Raw genomic sequence first — 22676 nt, 5'->3', positions numbered from 1 at the left:
ATCTAATGACAAGATCATCCAATCATATCGTATCCCACCGTGCACTTTCATATTTGTGTATGGGCACGGTGGTTTCGCTCGCTCTTTTGCAGAGCGGGTGCAAGGTGGCGCAGCCGGATCCGGTTCCGGTAGTGAAACAACTACCAGAGCAGTTTTCCGGCATCGCCAGCCAACAGGACACAGGCCGCCTGGTTTTCAGGGAACTGTTCCCTGATCAGCTACTGATCGCACTCATCGACTCTGCTTTGCGCAACAATGCAGATCTCAATATCGCCTACCAGCGTATCACGGTGGCGCATGCGCAGCTCGCAAACAGGCGCAGGGCATTGCTTCCTTCCGTGGATGCACGCATCGCTGCCAGTGCAGATCGTTACGGCGATTATACCCTCAATGGCGTTGGCAATTTCGACACCAATCTTTCTCCCAATATCGATAAAGATCAAAAGATCCCGGTGAGCCCAACCACCGACTATTTCATCGGCCTGCAAAGCAGCTGGGAGATCGATCTCTGGGGCAAACTGAGCTCACTCCGCAAAGCCGCACAATCCGACCTGCTGGCGCAGGAACAAGCACGGCGCGTACTGGTGACCGGTATAGTATCCGTAATGGCGCAGGGCTATTTTGAACTGATAAGCCTGGACAATGAGATCAGTATCGTCCGCAGGAATATTACGTTACAGGAAGAGGCCGTAGAGATAGTGAAAGCGCAGAAGGCCGGGGGCCGCGCAACAGAGCTGGCTGTTCAGCAATTTGAAGCACAGCTGCTCAATACCCGCGCCATCGAGCAACAATTGCTCCAACAAAGAGTGCAAACACAGAATCAGCTGAATTCCGTGGCAGGCATCTACACCAGGAATATCCCAAGGGCATCTGTATTGCCCTCCGGCATTCCTGCATTGCAGGCAGGCGTTCCTGCTGATCTTTTGCTGAACAGGCCAGACATCATGCAGTCGGAATTCCAGCTGCAATCCGCAGCACTCAATGTGAAAGCGGCCAGGGCAGCATTCTTTCCATCGCTGGTGATCAATCCTTATATCGCGCTGAATGCATTCACGCCATCCCTGTTGTTCAATGGCGGATCAGTGGCCTGGAGTGCGGCAGGCTCACTTACTGCTCCCCTCTTGAATCGCAGGCAGATCCAAACCGATTTCATCATGGCCAATGCCGCCAATAAGGAAATGGTGTTCACGTATCAGCAGAAACTGGTGGAAGCCTTCAATGAAGTAAGCACCAATATCAGCGCGGTGCAGCAGGCGCAGAATGCTTTCAATATGAAATCGCAGGAAGTGCAGGAATTGAAGGAGGCTGTGCAAACCGCCAGGGAACTGTATTTAACAGGATATGCGAATTACCTGGAAGTGATCACAGCACAGAAGAATATGCTGGAAGCAGAATTGCAAAGTGTAATTCAGAAAAATGAGATTTTTACTTCCCTGATCAAACTGTATGCTTCGTTGGGTGGAGGATGGACAAATACATGATCCTGAGAATTAATAAGAGCCTATCTTCTTCAGTCCCGGTTGCACAGGTAACCGGGACTTTTCGATTATCAGTACATGAAGAGCGTCCTGTCTTCCAAATGTACCACCTGACTGAGAGCAGCCCCATCAATAGCAGCAACTCTCAGCATCAGGAAGGCAGTGACTGTAGTATCCACTTTTTGATGCACAGCCAGCACATACAATGAGTTGGTACAGATGGGAACTTTTGTCTTGTCTGATTGAATGTTGCCACAAACCTTGATCCATGAGCCATCGCGGATCGCTTTCAGATAGTATGTTTCATTTGCGGAAAGTGGAAAATAAACTGTCATCGAATCTTTCCGGCAATTGTCAGCAACCGGTAACGCTGAAACATCAGCAGGCGTAACGGGATCACCCGCATTCTTTCGTTTGATCAGGTGCCTGCCGGTAAGGAGATTCCGTTCATAAGGAATAAGATGGGGTTCAATCACTGTATCCAGCAGATCCTCTTCATTGATCTGGTGGTATTGCTCAAGCTGCTTTGCCGCCGTCCAGGTAGTGGTTGTTTTTGGGAGTTCACTATAGTCAAACCCAAATACAATACCCAGGGCAACAATTACAAGCCATATTATGATGATTAGTGTTTTCATTTTAGACCAATCCATTTTTTAAAACGATCCCAGCCCCCTTGCCTGGGAGGAGGTTCCTCATCAACAGTATCTTTCTCATTAAAATCAAGTGAAGGTTTGAGTTTGGACAATTCCTGCCAAAGCTTAAATTCCTCAGTTGAGTTTTCCGGTTCCTTAAGATGAAATGCTGCAAACAATTTAAATCGGTTAAGATCGATAGCAGCCTGCACTACTGCAGAAAATCCCCTGTAACTCTGCACTGAGATCTGGTAAGAAATAATAATTATGAGAGGCCCCAATATGCTGATCATAGCAAAGATGATGGCACTGTCGCCTCCAAAAAAACTAACAAAGATCCAGACCAGAGTTGTAATGGAAAATACAGATGTGATGGCAATACTGAAGTCGAGTTGATTTTTCGCTTCTTCCAGCATCGGATAAAAATGTTCATCCTCACGGATTACCCTCAACAAATGCAACCAGAATCTTTCTATATCGATACCATACCTGTTAAGGCCATAATCACGATGCGCTTCCGCGAAATTAGCCATCGTTGTAGGTCTTATCCTCCCCATACTTCCGGCAAACCGCTGTCTTATTTCAGTTAACAATTTATCATAGTTTGATTCACTGCGTGAAACAATCTCCCTTACTATGTTTATGAAACCAACATGTATTTTATCCAGCCCGGTATTCTTATCCGCAGCGTTTTGTTTCAATTCCGTCACCAGCAAATCGAATACCGTTTTCACCTCATCATATGCGATAGTGCTGAACGATCTATTTTCATCCTTGATCTTTTTGTATGCTTCAACCAGTTCAGAAGTGATACCAGAAGCAGGTTGAGCGCTCCCGGATTTACGTGCCTCAGCAAGTTCCTCCTCAAATTTTTTACTGAAGCCCCTGTATGCATTAAGCTCCAACTCCTGTTTACTCCGCTCATTTTGCAATTCAAGAAATTTTTTGGAAAGTTCTCTGCAAAATATCCGTTCCAGCCATTCAGGCAGAAACTTTCCTTCCCAGAATTGCCTTAACCAGGGATTGACATTCCAGATGATCAAACTGCCAACAAAGATCACCAGCACCAGTTTAATCCAAAAGTCAAGAGGAGAATCATCGGATGGCATCAGGATGCCATGCCATTCATTATATTTTTCAGGGAATAAATAATATACCATCCCCCAGTTGATGAAAAACAGAAGAATGAACGGCACAAGCCCGCAGAGGAGAAATGCCTTACTGAGCAATCCCTGCAAACGATCCAGTAATGAGCCGATATTCGAAAACATTTGAAAAATGATTTAAAGACTAACTGTACATACATAAGGGAATCCACAAACTGTGCAGGCTTTTCCTGTCAGATCAGTTCCATCTTCCACATCGCGCAGATGTTTGTTGACACCTGTACATACACAGATCATATTTGAGCCGGGAAGCACTCTGTTGATAATGCCCCTTCTGCTGACCACATTTACCATACCCTGTATTTCATTCAACCGGGAGGTAAACACTGCAAAGTAGGTTCCAGAACCCTTCATCAGGCTTTCCAGTCCCGGGTTTGCAAATGAACTGTTTGATTTGGCTGGTAATGGTCCGATTTCCCGATCATCTAACCGAAGTAATCTATACCCATTGGACAAACTCAGTTCATTGAATGTGCCACGGTTATCCTTGTAAGCGAGAAAGATGACCCGGCTCGGAAACAGTATCCAGTCATTACTAAATTTCACAACAGCAGCCGGTGCATGCTTTTCGGTTATGATACCGAAAGCATTCCTTACAGAATCTTCATTGCTGAATAATGGAAGCTGAAGCAATACCATCATAAAAAAAGAATAATGACTGATCTTATTTGGTGGATTCAACCCTGACCATCTTACCGTTTTCAAAAGCAAGCACATACCTATCGAAAGTATACACTGTTTTGACTGCGTCTCTCATGGTTGTTTCCTCTACTTTTTTGGGCTTGCCCAATGTGAGCAAGGCCTCTTCGGCATTCATGTCCAGATCTGGTTTCCCGGCCCGGATCAACTCCCATTTTTCAATGGGGATTTTGCCCTGTTTATTTTCGCAGGTAAAGTACTTGTTGAAATGGAAGGCTTCTATATAAGCACCGGCAACATTGGTACCGCAAAGGTTGACATATACAGTGTCCGTAGCGGACGCAGAGCTGTAAACAATTCCTATTGGATTCTCCGGATGTCCGGGAATCACATTCTTTATTTTTACTTTTTCATATTTTTTTCCTCCAATGGCAAAGAGGGAATACAAATCAGGAAGCTGCAATAACCATTTCTTTGACGCCTCAAATTCATCATATGCTATGGCGCCGGCAATGAAGGCATCATTGTTCAATGACGGGTATGGGGCGGAGGGAAGAAAAGCAGCAGGGTCAACTGAAATCTCATAGGAGAATGTATCATTTTTGTCCACCACATTCATCATAGTAAAGCTGTACCTGTTTTGAATCCTGTCGTTTGAAGGTTTGCCATTATCCGGCGGCATTCGATCATAGTACAAAAGGTCTCTGAAGTTATCCATGTCCCTTATTACATATTTCTTACCAGCCAGATCATTATAGGAGGAAGCACCGATGAATCTCGGACCAAATACTGCATTCAGGCTCGGGGCTTTATCAGCAGGAAAATAGAACACCATACCCGGCTTATACGCTGCCAAAGTCAGCCGCTTGCAGGTGAAAGAGCATGGTCCGGCCTGAGCATTCACCGCTGATTGCAAAAAGATGAAGAAGCATGATAACAAAATCGATTGTCGCATAAAAACTGGTGTTAAGTAGTGCTCAGTACTTTACTGGTATGCCCATGTCTCTGGTCATGTTTATCGCTTAATCTTTGTTGTTCATTTTTGTCAGCAGAAGGAGAAGTAACCACTTTTCTTTCACTTTCGCACCAAACCTGGTAAAGCACGATCTTAAAAGCTGCGGCTGCAGCTTCACTCTTAAATTCCTTTAAGCTATTGGAGCTGGATAAATCAGGCTGAAGTATCTTACTGTTAAGAATTTTGGCTGCGGCATTCAGTGCTTTTTTCACTTTTTGAAGTTGAGTAAGCGGCTTTTTCTTAGCAGGTTTTTTTTGTGAAGTTGACATCTGAATTAATTTAAGATGTTAAAGGGTAAAGTGAATGAAAGACCTATTTCATTCCGGTTATAGAATTTACTGTCCTTACCGGCATCATTTCCTATATCGTTAAACCGGATATAGAGTTCGGTATTTACTACAGGCTGGTCTTTCACTGTATTCTTGAATGCGATAATATATCCAAAAGTGCAATCGAATACTTTTTTGGATTTCTGAAGATCAAAGGATGGGAATACATGGACGCCTGATGGCGTTTTCCCGAAAATATAATAACCATGTGCTGAAAGATTCAATCCTCCGAAGCTCTCAACAGGCTCTGTATATACGGAGTACTTTGTACTGATACTTCTGGCAGTATCCTTTCCATCGTTTGTGTACTGTTTTCGCTGCTCGAGGGTGGTAGCAGTTAAACGGCCAAGATTGCTTGCGTATATCCATGAAGCGCCGCCATTGAAAAACCAGGTGCGGTTCCTCAGTTTGTTTTGGATCAGGTGATTGATGGCAAAGCCGGTCTTATATGCATCATCCTTGTGTCCCTCCTGGATTTGTACAGCAAATGGCAATGTACTGTCATAGCTGTTGTAAGATTTACGGCCGTATTCAGCTGCAATAGTGTACCAGGTGGTGGAGAATTTCTGAAAAGTAATTCCGGAAAGAACGGAATCATAATCACTCATATATTTCTTTCTCAGATCACTTCGCCGCAGTCCAGCCTGACCACTGATCACGGCGGGAGTTAGCCTGGCGATTGAATCGATGGTCTGCTGGTTTGTTCTTACTTCCATAACAAGATCATTCACCTCCTTTTCCAGTAATCGCAGGGTATCTGCCAGACCGGTACGGGTGGAAATGGCATCACCCAATGAATCAACCGTTTTTTGCACAAGATCATGCTGCTGGTTCTTCTTGGACAGTTTATCCCTCGTAGAAAGCTGTTGCAGGTCCAACAAGTACAACTTTCTCTGAAACGCTTCATAGTTCGTTTTATCAAGGATGGCGGCAAGATCGTTGGTGTATTTTCTTCTCAGGGCATTACGTTTCTGGGCGATCTCTTCTATTTCTGCCTCGAAGTAGCTGAAGGAGCTAAACTTTCGTCCGAAATTATACTGGGCAGCCACAGAGATCCCTGCATTGAGTTTTGAATCAGAAAACAAAGCGCCATATTTCTTATCCAGGAGCGCACCCGAAACCGAGAAGCTCAGATAAGAGATTCGTGCACCTCCCCTGCTTGCCACAAAGTCAACATCTGTCTGATTCAATCCTTGTTTTTCTTTTTTCCTGATTGGGAAACTGCCTTTTATATTGAAGCTTGCATTGACGGGATCGAGTGTAGCATAATTGGCTATTTCACCCGGGCTTGGATTTCCTGCCACCAGCTTATTGAAAACAGCATTGAGAGCTCGGTTCAATTCGGAGCGGGTAAGCGGTAACTCCTGGGGTTTTTCCTTCTCCTGGGCATAGGAGAGCAGTGGCAGTATCGCGAAAAAAATAATTACTAACCGGCGCATAAGGTCGTTTTGGTTCGTGAATCGATTGTCAGGATTCAGAGTTGTTGAAGATTCCATCGGGAAGGAAGTAAAGGGATATAGTGGACCGGGAAGCGTTGCTGAAATTGAAGATATGATATCGATATGAGCTGTAATACCGTGTTTTGACGGTTTTTGAAATGGGGATTAAAAGCCTCCATATAAGAATGGATCAGTAATTCTCTATCGAATTACCTATATTTGATTCGCCTCGGTTTTCAGACGTCAAATCAGCCTCCTTACAATTGACGTATTATGTTTTATTTATTATAGATACGGGATCAGTATTCCCGATTCCAGGATTTTTCAGGTGTTCAGTTTTATTCAAGTTTAAGCAAGCCTTGTTAGTTAACTTTTAAAATTTAACGTTATGAAGCTTTCTGAATTTATTCTGTTAAATGAGGCGGATAAAAAATCCATCGTAATGAGTAATGCAGTCGTTTTAGCCCAGAGAAATTATCCTGACAGTATTGTTTTCCTCTTTCAGCTGGATTGTTATTATGTAGAGGCTTATTGTAACAAGGCCAACCAAAGTATTGAAGAATACCGGGTATTGCCTGACACCAATGCAATTAGCCATTACCTGGAAGCCATCCAGGTTAGTGACCTGATCAAATGAATAAACTGAACGTTGCTGCCTTCCAGGTAATATAACCAGGAAGGCAGTTTTTTATTTATTTGCAATACTGATAATAAAGAGTTACCTTTCATAAGTTAATTTGAGCCTCGCATTAGTATCCATTAATTACATTGCCTATTTTCCCGCATTATAGTTAGTTTCTTACTTCTTGCCTTCCTCGAAATTTTTAATCAATTTAATTTTACAAATGAACATTTTTGTTTCAAATCTAAGCTTCGACGTGCAGGATGAAGACCTGAAAGATTTTTTTACTCCTTATGGAGAAGTAACATCAGCCAGGGTTATAACAGACAGAGAAACTGGCAGGTCAAGAGGTTTTGGATTTGTTGAAATGACTGATGAAGCCGCTTCTAAAAAAGCGATTGCAGAGCTCGATGGAGCTTCTGTTGAAAACAGAACGATTAGTGTATCAATTGCCAAGCCAAAGGAAGGCAGATCTTCCCGTGGTAATGACCGGGACAAATTCAATAATGGAAATAGTTATAATCAGAATAGATACTAAATTCATTGAGATCGATTTTAAAAGCCCCTTCCGGGGCTTTTTTGTTTTTTAGTACCCTGGCCTTCCCCTACCGGCATTAATATCCTCTTCCACCCATCTGCATCAAAGTTGTTTGTGAAATTGTCAATCAACTTTAAATGCGCAGGCATCGGAACATACCGGAATGCAATTGTTATTAATTCAGGATCAGCCATATTTTGCTTCGTTGCAGCAAAATAAGCGGGATTGTATTGATATAATGCTCTTGCGCCTTTTTCACTGCTATCATAAAATGTACGGAAAGTGAAATCAGAGCTATACTCCGGCAATTTTTGCTTCTGGTTCTGATAGCTATCTTCCTGGAAGTTCACCACTGCCTGCTCAGAAAGCCATTCACTGGATTTGTTTCTAAGTACATCATTTACCAACGCTTTCTTATTGGCCAGCACAGCAGGCAGATCACCAAAATACTTTTGTCTTCCCTCATTCGACTTCTCTTCATAATTGGTGCTCTTCGGCAAATACAGTTCTTCTCTTTCGTAGAATTCCAACAGACTCTCCAGGTATTCTTTCCGGCTTACAGGCAATAGAACAGGGATATCGGATTTTTTGATAAACCAATACCGGTACACATTATCGTATGTATTTTTCCTGATCTTATTTTCCGGTACATCCTGCCAATATCCTTTGCCCGAATTGATGGTATTGATCAGGATCGCATCGTTGCACTCCAAATAATTAAACAAACTTATTTTGGGCGATACCACACCCGCCTTGTAGTTTTTCCAGTCTTTACAGGAGTATTTACTGTCTGACATGTTTCCTCTATAAGAAATATTACTCAGGAATTTAGACAGCGTATTAAGCCGAAGGCTGTTAACGAACACCCTTAACACCGTGCTGTACTCTCCATTGCGCTCCACTTTCTTTTTGACGCAGATGTAATTGTAAAACCCGATCTGCAGCCGATAGTCGGCCAATCTTTTTCATCCAGATATTGATAGCCTTCAGAAGAATAAGTGGATTCCCAGCTGCCTCCGGTGGGCGCCTGGTTGGAGCGACTTTCCTGTTCCAGTTTTTCTATTTGTGCCAGTGTTTGTTTGGCTGTGTTTTTTTCCGCAGCGGTTGTCAGTTTTTTAAAATACTCTGCCCTCGACGCCGGCCATGGATATTGATCGGCTGTAAAATACCTGCCTGGCCTGTTTTGAAGCTCCTCTGATGAAACACAGGGTTCTCCATATTGGGGAAGAAGCCCCCCATCCACCAAGGAAGCTTCCAGTTTGTCTGCAGTTCTTTTTTCTGCTTTTCTTGCTGTAACGGGTTTGCTATCGTTATTGTCCATTGCCTTACCGGTAGCTTTATCCACTGCATCATTTGCGGCTCGTGTGGTCTTTTCCGTTACTTTTTTCAGTCCCTGCGCCTGGTTGCTGTTGCTGCAAACAAGAAACAGAAATAATATAAAGAGTGATTTTAGCACTTTCATTTTTTTCAATTTATTACGGGTTATTTACCGGTGTAATATTGACTTATTTCAAAGCCTGTCCCAATACCTTAAAAAGGGGATTTTTTGTATGGAAGGTCCCTATGGAAAGGGGAAAACAGCAGGTCTACAAACAGAAAAGCCCGCGCTGAGAGCGGACTCCGGATGTATTCACCCATTACTTACTTCACAAACCTAACGGCAACGGTTACTGCTTTACAAACCTTGTTACTTTATTCTTTATCTTTTTAACCGATCCTAAATATTTGAAAATAGCAGTGAGATCTGTGCTATCCATCCCCGTATACATGAACCAGGGCATTGGCGTATTGAAATCATTTTCCCCCAGCTTTTGCTGCTGATAGGTAGAATCAGAGTAAAGTTTGAATTTTTGTACGAAGAGATCACTGGTCCAGTTCCCGATGCCGGTTTCAGCATCGGCAGTAATATTGGGTGTTGTTACAATCAAACCTCCCGGGAAATTGAATGTTCGTCCACCTCCGAATTCAGTCCCTTCGATCATATTGCCCTTGTTATCAAACTGGCTATGGCAATCTGCACAATTGGCGATGGTTGCGAGATATTTGCCGTAAGCCACTTCATCGGTCTTTGCCGGCCTCGGCGTTAATGATGCTTTAGCAGGAATGGTATTTACAATGAAATTTACAGGGAAATCCAGTTCTCTTTCCGGCACATCATTGGTGATAGCCGGAATTGTTCGCAGGTAGGCAATGATGCTGTAAACATCTTCCTTGTCCATTTTTCCATAATTCAGGTATCCCATCAAGGGGAACAGGGCTTTTCCGTGTTTGCTTTGTCCGGTAGTGATTGCCCTGAAGATCTCTCCGTCGGTCCAACTGTTAAGTGCATACGGAGTTATATTGGGAGAATACAAGGTACCAGGGAACTGCATTTCTTTCCCAAATCTCTCTCCACCGGCCCCGAATGTTCCTTCTTTGATCGGTGCACCATATACGGTCCAGTCGCGCTGGCTATGGCAATCCATACAAGCCACCACATGATTAGCCAGGTATTTACCTTTCTCTATCCTGTCTTTAGTTCTTTCCACCTGAATATCCGGAGCATCCCCTACATCAGGCAAAGCTTTCTTTACATAAAAGGCAACCAGTGCGAGGCCGGTGATCACTACCACCAGTAAAACCGCCATTACTTTAAGGATCTTTCTCATCTGTCGTATTATTTTTTTACTTGCTGTATTTCTTCTATCCCGTCGGGAGTATACTTAAGGGTGATAAATCCGGTCTCGTTTTCCAGAATTGCCTGCCAGGCAGTTTCTCCATAGGCCATTATCTGAGTGGCGTTGAAAAGACTATATGTTTTATACCTCTTATTGATCATCTTTCGCAATTCTTTGGGTAACTGATCCAGTTCACAGGTTGTAATGGCATAATTCAGTTTTCCTTTTGCGGAAAAGCAGGCGCTGGCCCTGCGGCCATTATTCAGAAATGATACAAAACTGTTTGAAGCATTCTGACTCCACTGCGGCGATGTTGCATTGGGAAACAATGTTGAGAAGAGAGCCTTTACAGCTGTGTTTTCAGTACGGTTATTGTCGCTGCCATTTACAGTTATCAATTCTCTGGCAGTGGCGTCGGAAGGTTGTTCAAGGTTATTGGCATTGATTCTTTGTGCCTGAGACAGGTTGGAAACACCAATAAAAAGGAATAAGGAGGAGATGATCAGTTTTATGCGCAGTTTCATTTTGTTGCTGTTTAGGAGTTAGCAATAAAATTGTTTTACGGCCATAAAATTACCCTTATACCCTGCCGGAGCTGTATAAGAATCGGGGCATTCACTTTTAGTATTGGGTCATTTTTGCTTTGAGATCCAGTCTGATGGCGGCAACCCGTATTTTTCCCTGAAGCAAAGGCTGAAATAGGAAGGACTGCTGAAGCCGGTTTTGTAAGCAGCAGAAGCTATATCCGAACCTGCTGCTATCAGGTCAGTGGCTTTCTGCAATCTGTATTGGCGGATCAGATCATTGGTGGAAATATCGAGTAAGGCCCTTAGTTTACGATTGAGGGTGCTCCTGCTCATGGCCATCACTTTACACAAATAGTCGATACCAAGTTCGGGATCATCCAGTTTGGCGTCCATTTCTTTATAGAGTTGTTCCAGGAAAGGATCGCTAACTACCGGCAAGGGGTCCGCAGGAGCGAGATCTGAGAATTGCGACTGCCATCGTTCCCGCTGTTTTTGCTGCAACTGCACCAGGTTAGCTGTGCGAAGTTCCAGCTCCGTCAGGCTGAAGGGTTTTGTAATATAATCATCAGCCCCCGAGCCCAACCCCTGCAGCCTGGCATCATGCGCGGATTTAGAAGTGAGTAAGATAAAACCGATATGCGATGTACGGTTATCCGACTTACAAATTTTACAAAGATCAAATCCATCCTGTCCGGGCATCATCACATCACTGATCACCAGATCAGGCAGTTCCTGTAAAATGATATCCCAGCCTTTAAGGCCATCTGAAGCCTCCAGTATCCGGTAATGATTGCGAAGAGTTTCAACCAGGAAAGAACGTAATTCATCATTATCCTCTACCACCAGTAACAATGGAGCATCTTCCATTGTGGTTTGTTCCTTTTGTTTTGGCAATTCTTTGCCCCGGACAATTGGTATTGTTTGAGAATATTCCACTTTTTTCATTGGGACTTTCACTACAAAACGCGTATACTCACCGGGCTTACTATCCAGTTCAATGCTCCCTTCCATCAATGTGGTCAGTTCCTTTACCAGCGACAAACCGATGCCTGTACCGCCGTACTTACGCAGTGCAGAATCGTCAGCCTGGAAAAACCTGGTGAATATTTTCGACTGCAGTTCCGCAGGTATACCCGGACCATTATCGCATACTTCCAGCTGCACCTGTTCCTCCGCAGTAGTGGACAGTATTACAGAAATGGCTCCATTTGCAGGCGTAAACTTCAGTGCATTGCTCAAGAGGTTGGATACAATTTTTCCCCATTTCTCTTCGTCAAAAAGGTAGAGGCCGGTTATATTGGCTGAGGTAAAACTGAGCGTAATATTTTTTTCCTTCGCAGCCATATCGAAAGCGTTCACGCAACTGGCAGTAAAAACATTCAACTCACCCGCTGCTGTTCTTAATTTGAGCTGTCCGTGGTTGAGTTTGGCAAAATCGAGGAATTCGTTTACCAGCCTTAATAATTGTTTTGAATTTCTTTGAGCCGTTTTAAGTGTGCTGATAACCGGAGCCGGCAGAGAATGGTCCTGTGTCAATTTTTCAAGCGGTGTAATGATCAGCGTTAGTGGCGTTCTGAACTCATGTGTGATATTACTGAAGAAGCGGTCTTTCAGTTCATCGATCTCTCTTAAACGCAGGGCCTCTCTTTTTTCAAATACCAGGTTTTGCTCTACCTGCAATCTTCTTTCTCTAAATACAAAATACCATCTGATCAAAGCCAGCGTTACCAGAATGTATAACAACCAGGCCCACCAGGTTCGCCAAAAAGGTGGCTCGATGTTTATTTTTATTGAAGTAACTGCTTTGCTCCATAAGCCATTGTTGTCTGTTGCATTCAACAGCAGGTTGTAATTACCCGGCGGCAGTGCAGAGTAACTGGCTACATTGGAATATCCCGTTTCAATCCAGTTCTTATCGGCACCTTCCAACTGATAACGGTACCTGATCTTTTGCGGTTGGTTGTACACCAGCGCTGCAAACTCGAAACGCAGATAGTTCTTATCATATGGCAGATCAATGGACGATAAGGTACTGATTGATTGCTTAACAATACTCCCGGGCAAGTTGATACCCTGCGGTTCATTGTTGATTTGCAGGTCAGTCAGGAGTACGGGTACCAGGCCGGTTTGGCTGGTGATCTCAAAATTTGCAGGATCGATGATCGTGTATCCGTCCAGTCCACCAAACATCAGCCTTCCATCGGGCAAAACAAATTTATGCGCCCTGTTGAATTCATTTCCCTGCAATCCATCGGTTTTCTCAAAAGCTACAACATGACTGGTTTTGGGATCAAGTCTGAATATGCCTTTGTTGGTACTGCACCAGATCTTACCGGTCTTATCAGGAAGGATACAATAGATAGTATTATTGGGAAGACCATCTTTTTCTGTGTAAATACGCTGTAATCCTTTTTGCGCATCCCACATCATAAGGCCTCCACCCCGGGAGCCAACCCAGAATTTATTTTTGTCGGCAGGATCAGCACAAATTTCAGTTAATGCATTCGGGACTGTATTTTTTCCCAGTTGTCCCGCATATTTTGCTATCAGCTTTTTTCCGTCAGACTGAAACAAACCATGCGTGGTAGTGGTCATCCAGATATAACCGCCTATGTACCGTGCATCTGCCAGTTCTACATTCCTGAAATTTTCAAGATCGGACTCCAGTTTTTGTGGAACAGTAGAATGATTGCTCCAGGCATACCATACTGCCTCCACCTGATCAAATGCCCGGATCTCATTTCCGGGCATAGCAACCACCGCGGTAAATATTTTCAGGTCAGGAAAATGCGAAAGACGCTGAAATCCCTGTTTTGTAAACCGAAAAACGCCGGTCCGTTCATACCAGTTATTACAGGAATACAATATTCCATTATCATCATATGCCTGCCGGAAATAATAAGCAGCATCCGGGATTTTCCATTCTTCCGGCAATTGAGCTTTGGTATTACCCAGCATGGCCACTACGGCTTCTATAAAATTTCCATTATTCTTGTATGATTCAAAATGAGCTGCCTTTAGGTCAATTTTCAAAAGGCCCTGTGCGTTCAGGCTAACCCATAATACATCCGATCTGTCAATATAAAATGCACTGATACGGCTCGGCGCGCCGCTAAGCTCCCAGAGCAGTTCTAGTGTACCCTTATCCGTTAGCCTGTATATTCGTCCATAATACTCAAAATAGATGCGGCCCCGGGAGTCTACCTGCAAACCATTCTCACCCCTTATCGAATTGGTTTTGGGAGGAGGCAACAGTATTATGTTGCTGCTTCTTTTGTTTATATCGAGTACGTTCAATACATTTTTTTCCAGTGTGGCCACTTTGTTGCCTGGAAAGGTTGCAATGGAAAATTTCTCTCCAAAAAGCATTCCCATATCAACTGTTGGAGATGGTGGCTTTACATTCGTTCTAAAACCAAACCATTCGAATTTATTCTGGCTGATATCACTTACCTGCACGCCAGATTCACTGATCACATATATCCTGCCTTCCGGAGATTCAGTAATGGCGCAGATCGTATCATTGTACAGTTTTCCATTGGATGTATTTGCATAGTGGGCTTTACCTGTAATTCCATTCACCCAGCCAATCCCCTTGTGATTGTTGACTGTGAAAAACCAATTATTGGTATTGAATCCAAACCGGTATGATTGCCACCGGATGCCGGGTATTTCAGCCAGGCGGCTGCGAATATTGTTTCGGGTAGCCCTGAACGTTCTAAGGTCAAACTCATCATCCTTTCCAGGACCGTAATAGAGGGTAACGACATTATTGACCAGCTTGCCCAGGCCATTGAGCGTATTGGCAGCCAGGCTTGTGCTGTCTTGCGGGTCATAACGGAATGTCCTGAACTTTCTGCCGTCATAGCGGCTTAATCCATCCATCGTGCTTAGCCAGATAAAACCATCCGCATCCTGGATAATGCCTGAAATATAACTTTGAGGAAGTCCATCTTCCACGCCAAAATGCTGCTGATTGGTGAAGAGGCGCTGCTGCCCTGAACTGATCTGGGAAATAACAAGCAAACAGGGGATCAGGAACAAACTTGCTCTTATAATAAAAGCAGGCAGACAAACAGCATTAGTCCTCAAATTCCGGGAGTTTAGAAAGATTAGTGAACAATAAAAATATTGGCTTCCGTCGAATGTAGTAAAGAAAACAGAATGTAAGAATAATCCTGTCAAAACTTTTGATTTGACATTTGTCTATCGCATATACTCCATTCAACAAAAAAAGAGGGCCTGCATTTCTGCAAGCCCCCTTCACTTTACACGTACACATTATTGATAGTTATGACCAGCATTGATCTCCACCTTCTTCAACGGGCTTATGGCCGGGCCATTGATCACCTCTCCTTCTTTCGTAAATCTTGAACCATGACAGGGGCAATCGAAAGACTTCTCATCTGCATTCCATTGCACCACACAACCAAGATGCGGACAAACGGCGCTACAAGCCTGTACCTGCCCATTTTCATTTTTATACACGGCCAGTCTTTTCATGCCCTTTCCTAATATGGCGCCATTGCCGGGTTCCAGTTCATCCAAACTTTTGATATCCGCATCGGTGAAATAATCTCCATACTGCGCGGCCATGTTCATCACTTCGGAAAGATAAGTCCCGAATTCCTTCAGGGGCTTGCGCTTGGGGGAATAGAGCCCTGCCCAGGGATTTTCGGTGCCCTGTATCAGATCGGAAATGATCATACCACCCAGCGTACCATTCGTGATACCATTGCCGGAATCGCCGGTGATGATGTAAATATTTTCATTGCCAGGATTACGGCCTATGAATCCCATGTAATCGATAGGTTCCATCACCTGTCCTGACCAATTGTATACTACTTCCCCCGCCTGCGGGAAATACACTTTCATCCAGTTGACCAAAGCCTGGTACCGGCTTTCTTCAGGAATATTTTCTTCATCGGCACGTCCTGTTTTATGATCTTCCCCACCTACGATCAGCAGATCATGTTCATTGCTGAATGATTGCGTACGTACATAATGGTAAGGCGCCGTGATCCATTTGGAATCCTGATCGCCCGTATCCCACCAGAGTGAATGCGGAAGTGAGCCTTTGGGGATCTTCGCAGCCACCACATATGTTCTGTATGGGAATTGTTTGGTATGCATCGTCACAAGATCATTCACCGGCGAGTTGGTGGCCACTACAATATGCTGTGCCCTTACAGTGAATTCATTGCATTTTGCTCCGTTCTTATCAATTTCGGATGCTCTTGTTTTGGTGAAGATCTTCCCGCCGAGGTTCAATACCACATGCGCCAGTTCGTGAAGGTAACGCATGATATGAAATTGCGCCTGCATGGGATAAGCGATACAAGGCCCGGCCGCGGCAGGCATGCCCGGTATTTCATCCAGCCATTGCGCCATGATGCCTGAACGCTTCACGGCTTCCAGTTCATCAACCAGGTATTGTTTTTTCTCTCCGGGAAATAGAAAAAGATAACCATTCAGTCTTTCGAAATTGCAGGCGATATGCTCGGCCCTTACAATTTCTTCGATGCGATCAATAGCAGACTGGTGGCTTTGTGCTGCCAGCTTGCTGCCTTCTTCACCGAATGCCTTTTCGATATGCTGATAATGATCATCCAATGCACAGGTAAGATGAGCAGTGGTACGTCCTGTTTCGCCGGATCCGATCAGCCCATCTTCCACCAGCATAACGATGCGCCCGGCTTTGGCGAGCAGATAAGCCGTAGTGATGCCCGCAATACCACCGCCAATCACCAGCACATCCGTTTCCATGTCCTGACTCAATGTACTTGTTTCGAGCGGCGGCACTGTATCGAGCCAGTAAGACAAATTTTCGCCCGAACTGAAATTACCACTGGTACCGTCAGGAGATATATTCCTACTCATGATAATCTTGTTATTGTTTGAAATCAGGAGATCAGTTGTACGCGCACAAAGTGCATACCATCCGGTAACATATTACCTGCTCCTGACATCTGTATCGGAAAGCCGCCGGTATTATCTTGCGGCTGTTGCAGAAACTACCCAATTCAATTCTCCTGTGATGTTGCCCGATTTCTGAACTTTTTTCGATAGTTTGCAACCAGTACTCTGTCCAAACTGAACGGCATTTGACCGAAGCCCTGCCCCATAACGACAAAGAGCTGTTACAAAGGATCGCATCCGGAGAAGAACAAGCTTTTACGCTCCTTTTTTTAGCGTACAGTAAATTGCTGTACCCCTTTGTGTCAGAACTGCTGGGATCATCCTCCCAGGCAGAGGAAATGATCCAGCAGACTTTCCTGAATATCTGGCTGAAGCGCGACAAGCTTCGCGAAGTGGAACATCCCCGCGCCTATATCTTCCGCATCGCAGCCAATGAATGTTATATGATCCTGCGCAAAAAGATCCTCGCAAGAAATTACCTGCAGCAATTACCGGAACAGAACGAATCAGACGAACATCCCATCGCACATTTAAGTTTGCAGGAAGTTCAGGGGCTGATCGGTGAAGCAGTAACACAATTGCCGCAAACACAAAGGCAGATCTTTTGTCTCAGCCGCGAACAACAATTGTCTGTGAAAGAGATCGCGGAGAAACTGGAGCTTTCCCCTCAGACTGTCAAGAATAATCTCACCAAGGCCCTGAAACAGATCCGCCTTCATCTGGAACAATCGGGTTATCCTATTCCTGTTATCATCGGCGCATCGGTGCTACTCCAATAATTTTTTTGAAAAATGGAAGTACCATTCCATTTTTCGCGCATCCTATATTCCACAATCCTATTTTCATGGACCAGGAAAGGATCAAATACCTGCTGCAACAATTCAGGAAACAACAATTGACTGCTGCCGAAGACCAGGAGTTGCAAACCCTGTTCAACGATGAAACATCTGCGGATCTGGTTCGCAGTACCCTGGGATCCATGATGCAGCAGCTTTCCATGCCAGGGCAGGCATCGGGGCAGCCCGATTGGGAAGCGATGTCTGAACAGATACTGGCCACTGACCGCATTGCTTCAAATCCTCCGGTAAAGAACAATACTAAATATCGCCGCCTTTTTATCAGAACAGCGGCTGCCGCAGCCCTTCTGGCTTGCATTTCAACAGCCGCCTGGTTCTGGTTCCGTCCCGCAGACAAAGCGCCTTCATCAACCATAGCCATGGAAGTTATTCCACCCGCCTCTATCCGGCCGGGCATGAATGGCGCTATCCTTACACTGGACGATAACTCACAGGTTTCGCTCGACAGTGCCGGCAATGGTCTTATCGCAGATCAGCAGGGAGCAAAAGTGGTATTGCAGAATGGAGCGCTCGTGTATGATGGGAAAGAAGCGAAAGCAATTGCCTGGAACCGGATGTCTACGCCAAGAGGAAGACAATTTCATCTTACCCTTTCAGACGGCACCCGTGTATGGCTGAATGCCGCCAGCAGTATCCGCTACCCCACCCGCTTCCAGGGAAAAACAAGAAAAGTGGAAATCAGTGGCGAAGTATATTTCGAAGTGGCGAATCAGGCCAGTAGTCCATTCATCGTGAGTATGCGTAATGGCAACAGCGTGGAAGTGCTGGGAACCAGTTTCAATCTGAATACTTACGAAGATGAATCAGCCATCCGCGCCACACTCCTGGAAGGCAGCGTGCGCGTGGCTTCCGGCAATTTCAAATCTATCGTGCTGGAACCGGGCCAACAAGCGGAAATGGGAACGGAAAAGATCCGCGTGAACAATGCAGATATTCCCAAAGTGATGGCCTGGAAGAACGGAGTGTTCGATTTCGAAGGCGCCGGGCTGGATGAAGTGATGCGACAGCTCAGCCGCTGGTATGATGTAGAAGTGCTCTATGAAAAAAACATCGTACCCAATATAAAATTCGGCGGAAAGATGAGCAGGAACATGCAGTTCGAAAATATGCTGAAAGCGCTGGAGATGTCGAAAGTAAAGGTAAAACTAGACAACCGGAAGCTCATCATTCAACCTTAGTGGCTTGAAATAATACAAAAGCCTTTTCCTTACTATTGATCAATCGCCTTTCCTGTGGATATAAAAACAAAGCCGGAAGTGTTTGCACCACTCCCGGCGGTTGTTCAGTAAAACAAAATAGAGTCGAACCTATTCTTTCACCAAACACTGCAATTTATGCAAAAAACTGCTGCGCCGGCCCCGGCCTTCATTCCGGGACTGGCAACATCAGCCACGCCGGGTATTTCCCGTGTGCAACCACAGGCAATGTCCTACGGGCTTACAGCGCAACTGCTGCGAATTATGAGATTGACCACATTATTCATTCTGGCTGCCTGTTTGAGCGTGTCTGCCAGCACCTCCTCGCAGACCATCACCCTCAAAGGCAAGGACCTTCCCATGAAGAAGATCTTTGCCAGCATCGAAGAACAGACCGGATATGTTGTGTTCTACAACCAGGGACTCCTGGCAAACACACACCCGGTAACGGTTTCAGCATTATCCATGCCACTGGACAAATTCATGGACATGGTGCTGAAAGACCAACCACTCCTGTTCATGATCAGCGACAAAACAATCGTATTGTCTGAAAAGATCATCATCCCCAAACCTGTGCCTGATCCTGTTCTTCCTCCCGTGGACATTTCGGGTACCATCCGCAATGCAGCCGGCGATCCCCTGGCCGATGTGAGCATCACCATCAAGGGCAGTTCCACCGGAACCACCACGGCGCCCAATGGTTCTTTCACCATGAATAATATTCCGGAAGATGCGGTCTTGCAGGTTTCCATCGTGGGTTATGAATCGATGGAGATCACGATCAAAAAAACGAATAATGGACATACGGCACAAACTACCGATAAGAAACAGGCGCGTCAACTATCCATTGGCGCTGGTAATCAACTAACGCTCAACATCACACTGAATGCGCAGGTGCTTGACCTGAATGAAGTGGTGGTGACCGGCTACGCCACACAACAACGCCGCGCTGTTACAGGTTCCATATCACGCGTGCGTTCAAAAGATATTGAGAAGATGCCCGTGCAAACACTCGATGCCGCTATCCAGGGCAGGATGCCGGGCGTGCAGATCCAAAGCCAGAGCGGTGTTCCAGGCGGAGCAATCAAAGTTGAGATCCGCGGACAGGGGTCCATCACGGCAGGCACCAATCCGCTTTACATAGTTGATGGTATTCCCATCAACTCAGATAATTCCACCACCACCGTCAGCACCAATCCGCTGGCAGTGATCAATCCGAAAGATATCGAGAGCATCGAAGTACTGAAAGATGCTGCCGCTGCTTCCGTATATGGTGCACAGGCCGGCAATGGTGTTGTGCTGATCACTACCAAGAAAGGAACAGCCGGCGCCACCAGGTTCAACCTCACGCTGCAAACGGGTTTTGTGAAGCCCATCAACCTGATGCCGCTCATGAACACGCAACAATATCTCGGTGGTCGCATCGAAGCCATGATGAATGCGAACCCCACACGCGATTATGCATGGGCCAAAACACAGGTGCTCACGCAATCCAAACTGCCCACCACCATGACCGATGAGGAAATGGCTGCACTACCTACCTACGACTGGCACCGCGCTGTTTACCAGACCGGCAAATCCAACAAAGCGGATTTCTCAGCAGCCGGCGGCAGCGGTAAAACCACTTACCGTATTTCAGGTTCTTACGAGAACACAACGGGAAGTATCGTGGCATCCAGATTCAAACGCGGTACCGTGAATCTTTTCCTCAACAGCCAGATCAGCAATAAACTTAGCTTCAGCGGTAATATCAATCTTACCAGCATCAAACAGAATGGCCCTTCAGGTGGTGCAGGCTCCAGCACACTCTTCTCATCCCCTGCATACGCCGGCCCGATGATGCTCCCCTTCATTCCCATCTACAAAGAAGATGGCACACTGAACTATGATTACAATGGCTTCCCGGGAATCTTCACACAGAACCCTGTGCATACTTCCCTGCTGAACGACCAGGAAGACAAGACTGCCGGTCTGCTGGCCAACCTGCAGCTGCAATACAAGATCATCAAAGGCCTAACCTACAAAACCACAGTGGGCCTCGATTACCGGAATATCCAGGGAAGACGCTATGTTGATCCCCGCACACAAGAAGGTTATGTGAAAAGAGGCGTACTCAATACTTACCAGCAGACACCAAAATCTTTCGCCAATACACATACGCTCAACTACCAGCGAACATTTAATGATAAACATGATGTGAACCTGATCATCGGCGGTGAATACCGTTCCTTCGAAAGTGAAAGCAATTCTGTAACTGGTGAAGGCTTCCCAAATTTCGAATTCAGGCAGATGCAATCCGCAGCCCTGATCACTGGTGCGTCCGGAAGCTGGACGGGTGTTAAACGCATGGGTACCTTCTTCCAGGCCAACTGGTTCGGATCGCAACGCTATATGGCCAGCGCCATCATCCGTTACGATGGCAGCAGCCGCTTTGGCGCCAACAATATGTTCGGATGGTTCCCCGCCATTTCAATCGGCTGGGATATGGCACAGGAAGATTTCCTGAATAAATATAACTGGATCGATCAGTTGAAACTGCGCACAGGTTATGGCGAAACCGGTAACGACCAGATCGGCAATTTCGTTTCCCGTTCCCTCTTCGGTGGCGGCATCACCTACAACAATGAGCCAGGTATCCAACCCAACTCACTCGGCAATGCCAACCTGCGCTGGGAGCGCAACGCAACCATCAACCTTGGTCTCGATTTCTCTTTCCTCCAACGCAGGATCTTCGGTTCAGTGGAAGTGTACAAACGCACCAGCAAGGACCTGCTCCTCAGTCAACCCGTTCCCTGGATCGCAGGCTATGAAGAGATCTACAACAACGTAGGTGAAGTGGTGAACAAAGGACTGGAACTGGAGATCGGGGTACACCTGGTGAAGTCTGCCGATTTCAACTGGGTATCCAATTTCAATATCTCTTTCCTGAATAACAAAGTGACCAAACTCTACGACACGCTCCAGGAGCTGCCTGGCGATCCCAGTGTTCGTGTGGGCTATTCACTCAAGACCAATTTCTATCCGCAGTATGCAGGCGTGAACTCAGCTACCGGAAGGCCCCTGTTCTACGACAATGCAGGCAATCTCTCCTACAATCCTCCGGCTACTACCGCCAATGCCTATACGCCATTTGGAAGAGGCAACCAGCTCTCCGATTACTATGGCGGATGGAACAATACTTTCAGCTACAAAGGATTTGAACTCGGCATCTTCTTCCAGTATGATTTCGGAAGAGAGCTGTACAATAACCAGAGCCGCAATATGGCACGCAAAGGCGATATGAATATCAACGGGATCCTCTGGTACTATGATAACCGCTGGACCACACCCGGACAGATCACTTCCGTACCCCGCACCATCAACAATGCAGCAGAAGTGAATTCCGCCCGTGGCGACCTGGCCTCCACGCGCTGGCTCGAAGATGCAAGCTATATCCGTTTGAAGACCATCAATTTTTCGTACAGGCTTCCCCGTAAGCCGGTAGAAAAACTGGGTATGCAGGAGATCTCAGTATTTGCCCAATGCCTGAACGTTCATACCTGGACCAAATGGAGTGGCTATGATCCTGAATTCTTCCTCGATGGAGAGAATTACACCACGTATACAGGTCTGATCCCGCAAACCAGGTCATTTCAATTTGGTATCACCGCAAAATTCTAACA

Annotated in this window: 18 protein-coding genes; 6 read left to right on the top strand and 12 right to left on the bottom strand. The window is 45.6% G+C overall.

Features of this window, described 5'->3' with window-relative positions:
- Positions 1 to 5: 5 nt before the first annotated feature.
- On the top strand, positions 6 to 1481 hold the full coding sequence (locus FSB84_RS16905; RefSeq protein ID WP_130539106.1) for an efflux transporter outer membrane subunit: 1476 nt from the start codon (positions 6 to 8) through the stop codon (positions 1479 to 1481).
- A 68-nt stretch (positions 1482 to 1549) separates the two neighbouring features.
- Here FSB84_RS16905 and FSB84_RS16900 read toward each other — a convergent pair whose 3' ends face one another.
- From FSB84_RS16900 to FSB84_RS16875, 6 genes are read right to left on the bottom strand one after another with little or no spacing between them, the layout of a single operon-like run.
- On the bottom strand, positions 1550 to 2113 hold the full coding sequence (locus tag FSB84_RS16900) for a hypothetical protein (protein WP_130539105.1): 564 nt from the start codon (positions 2111 to 2113) through the stop codon (positions 1550 to 1552).
- On the bottom strand, positions 2110 to 3381 hold the full coding sequence (locus FSB84_RS16895; RefSeq protein WP_130539104.1) for a hypothetical protein: 1272 nt from the start codon (positions 3379 to 3381) through the stop codon (positions 2110 to 2112). The genes FSB84_RS16900 and FSB84_RS16895 overlap by 4 nt, the downstream gene beginning before the upstream one ends.
- A gap of 12 nt (positions 3382 to 3393) precedes the next feature.
- A complete protein-coding gene (locus FSB84_RS16890) occupies positions 3394 to 3918 on the bottom strand; it encodes a hypothetical protein (RefSeq protein WP_130539103.1) in 525 nt (174 codons plus the stop codon).
- 22 nt (positions 3919 to 3940) lie between these two features.
- A complete protein-coding gene (locus FSB84_RS16885; protein ID WP_130539102.1) occupies positions 3941 to 4870 on the bottom strand; it encodes a hypothetical protein in 930 nt (309 codons plus the stop codon).
- An 11-nt stretch (positions 4871 to 4881) separates the two neighbouring features.
- The gene (locus FSB84_RS16880; protein ID WP_130539101.1) at positions 4882 to 5199 is read right to left on the bottom strand and encodes a hypothetical protein; all 318 of its coding nucleotides are present in this window, start codon (positions 5197 to 5199) and stop codon (positions 4882 to 4884) included.
- 5 nt (positions 5200 to 5204) lie between these two features.
- Positions 5205 to 6698 (bottom strand): hypothetical protein, encoded by a 1494-nt coding sequence (locus FSB84_RS16875; protein WP_130539100.1) that lies wholly within the window; start codon positions 6696 to 6698, stop codon positions 5205 to 5207.
- 442 nt (positions 6699 to 7140) lie between these two features.
- Between FSB84_RS16875 and FSB84_RS16870 the strand changes: the two genes are divergently transcribed.
- Together FSB84_RS16870 and FSB84_RS16865 are read left to right on the top strand one after the other, a co-directional pair.
- Positions 7141 to 7335, top strand: coding sequence for a hypothetical protein (locus tag FSB84_RS16870; protein WP_225979800.1), 195 nt, complete (start codon positions 7141 to 7143; stop codon positions 7333 to 7335).
- Positions 7336 to 7543: 208 nt separating this feature from the next.
- Positions 7544 to 7858, top strand: a complete 315-nt coding sequence (locus FSB84_RS16865; RefSeq protein ID WP_130539098.1) for an RNA recognition motif domain-containing protein — start codon at positions 7544 to 7546, stop codon at positions 7856 to 7858.
- A 17-nt stretch (positions 7859 to 7875) separates the two neighbouring features.
- Here FSB84_RS16865 and FSB84_RS16860 read toward each other — a convergent pair whose 3' ends face one another.
- From FSB84_RS16860 to FSB84_RS16835, 6 genes are all read right to left on the bottom strand, one after another.
- On the bottom strand, positions 7876 to 8655 hold the full coding sequence (locus tag FSB84_RS16860; protein ID WP_147122241.1) for a hypothetical protein: 780 nt from the start codon (positions 8653 to 8655) through the stop codon (positions 7876 to 7878).
- 71 nt (positions 8656 to 8726) lie between these two features.
- Complete coding sequence (locus tag FSB84_RS16855) at positions 8727 to 9320, bottom strand: hypothetical protein (RefSeq protein WP_147122239.1); 594 nt, start codon at positions 9318 to 9320, stop codon at positions 8727 to 8729.
- A gap of 205 nt (positions 9321 to 9525) precedes the next feature.
- Positions 9526 to 10506 carry a c-type cytochrome gene (locus tag FSB84_RS16850; RefSeq protein WP_130539096.1) on the bottom strand — a complete coding sequence of 327 codons (981 nt, stop codon included), beginning with the start codon at positions 10504 to 10506 and terminating at the stop codon, positions 9526 to 9528.
- 8 nt (positions 10507 to 10514) lie between these two features.
- Entirely contained in the window at positions 10515 to 11039 is a 525-nt protein-coding gene (locus FSB84_RS16845; RefSeq protein WP_130539095.1) for a hypothetical protein, read from the bottom strand.
- Between the two features lie 108 nt (positions 11040 to 11147).
- Positions 11148 to 15134 (bottom strand): hybrid sensor histidine kinase/response regulator transcription factor, encoded by a 3987-nt coding sequence (locus tag FSB84_RS16840; protein ID WP_158643967.1) that lies wholly within the window; start codon positions 15132 to 15134, stop codon positions 11148 to 11150.
- A gap of 189 nt (positions 15135 to 15323) precedes the next feature.
- Positions 15324 to 16922 (bottom strand): FAD-dependent oxidoreductase, encoded by a 1599-nt coding sequence (locus tag FSB84_RS16835; protein WP_130539093.1) that lies wholly within the window; start codon positions 16920 to 16922, stop codon positions 15324 to 15326.
- Positions 16923 to 17146: 224 nt separating this feature from the next.
- Between FSB84_RS16835 and FSB84_RS16830 the strand changes: the two genes are divergently transcribed.
- The 3 genes from FSB84_RS16830 to FSB84_RS16820 all read left to right on the top strand — a co-directional run bounded on the left by FSB84_RS16830 (position 17147) and on the right by FSB84_RS16820 (position 22674).
- Positions 17147 to 17740, top strand: a complete 594-nt coding sequence (locus tag FSB84_RS16830; RefSeq protein ID WP_158643966.1) for an RNA polymerase sigma factor — start codon at positions 17147 to 17149, stop codon at positions 17738 to 17740.
- A gap of 5 nt (positions 17741 to 17745) precedes the next feature.
- Positions 17746 to 18996 carry a FecR family protein gene (locus FSB84_RS16825; protein WP_147122237.1) on the top strand — a complete coding sequence of 417 codons (1251 nt, stop codon included), beginning with the start codon at positions 17746 to 17748 and terminating at the stop codon, positions 18994 to 18996.
- A 156-nt stretch (positions 18997 to 19152) separates the two neighbouring features.
- Positions 19153 to 22674, top strand: a complete 3522-nt coding sequence (locus FSB84_RS16820) for a SusC/RagA family TonB-linked outer membrane protein (RefSeq protein WP_130539090.1) — start codon at positions 19153 to 19155, stop codon at positions 22672 to 22674.
- Positions 22675 to 22676: the final 2 nt, after the last annotated feature.

Origin of the sequence: Pseudobacter ginsenosidimutans, assembly GCF_007970185.1 — a bacterium.
Taxonomy (GTDB): domain Bacteria; phylum Bacteroidota; class Bacteroidia; order Chitinophagales; family Chitinophagaceae; genus Pseudobacter; species Pseudobacter ginsenosidimutans.
The sequence above is the reverse complement of the archived record's forward strand: the minus strand, read 5'-3'. Positions and strand labels throughout refer to the sequence as shown.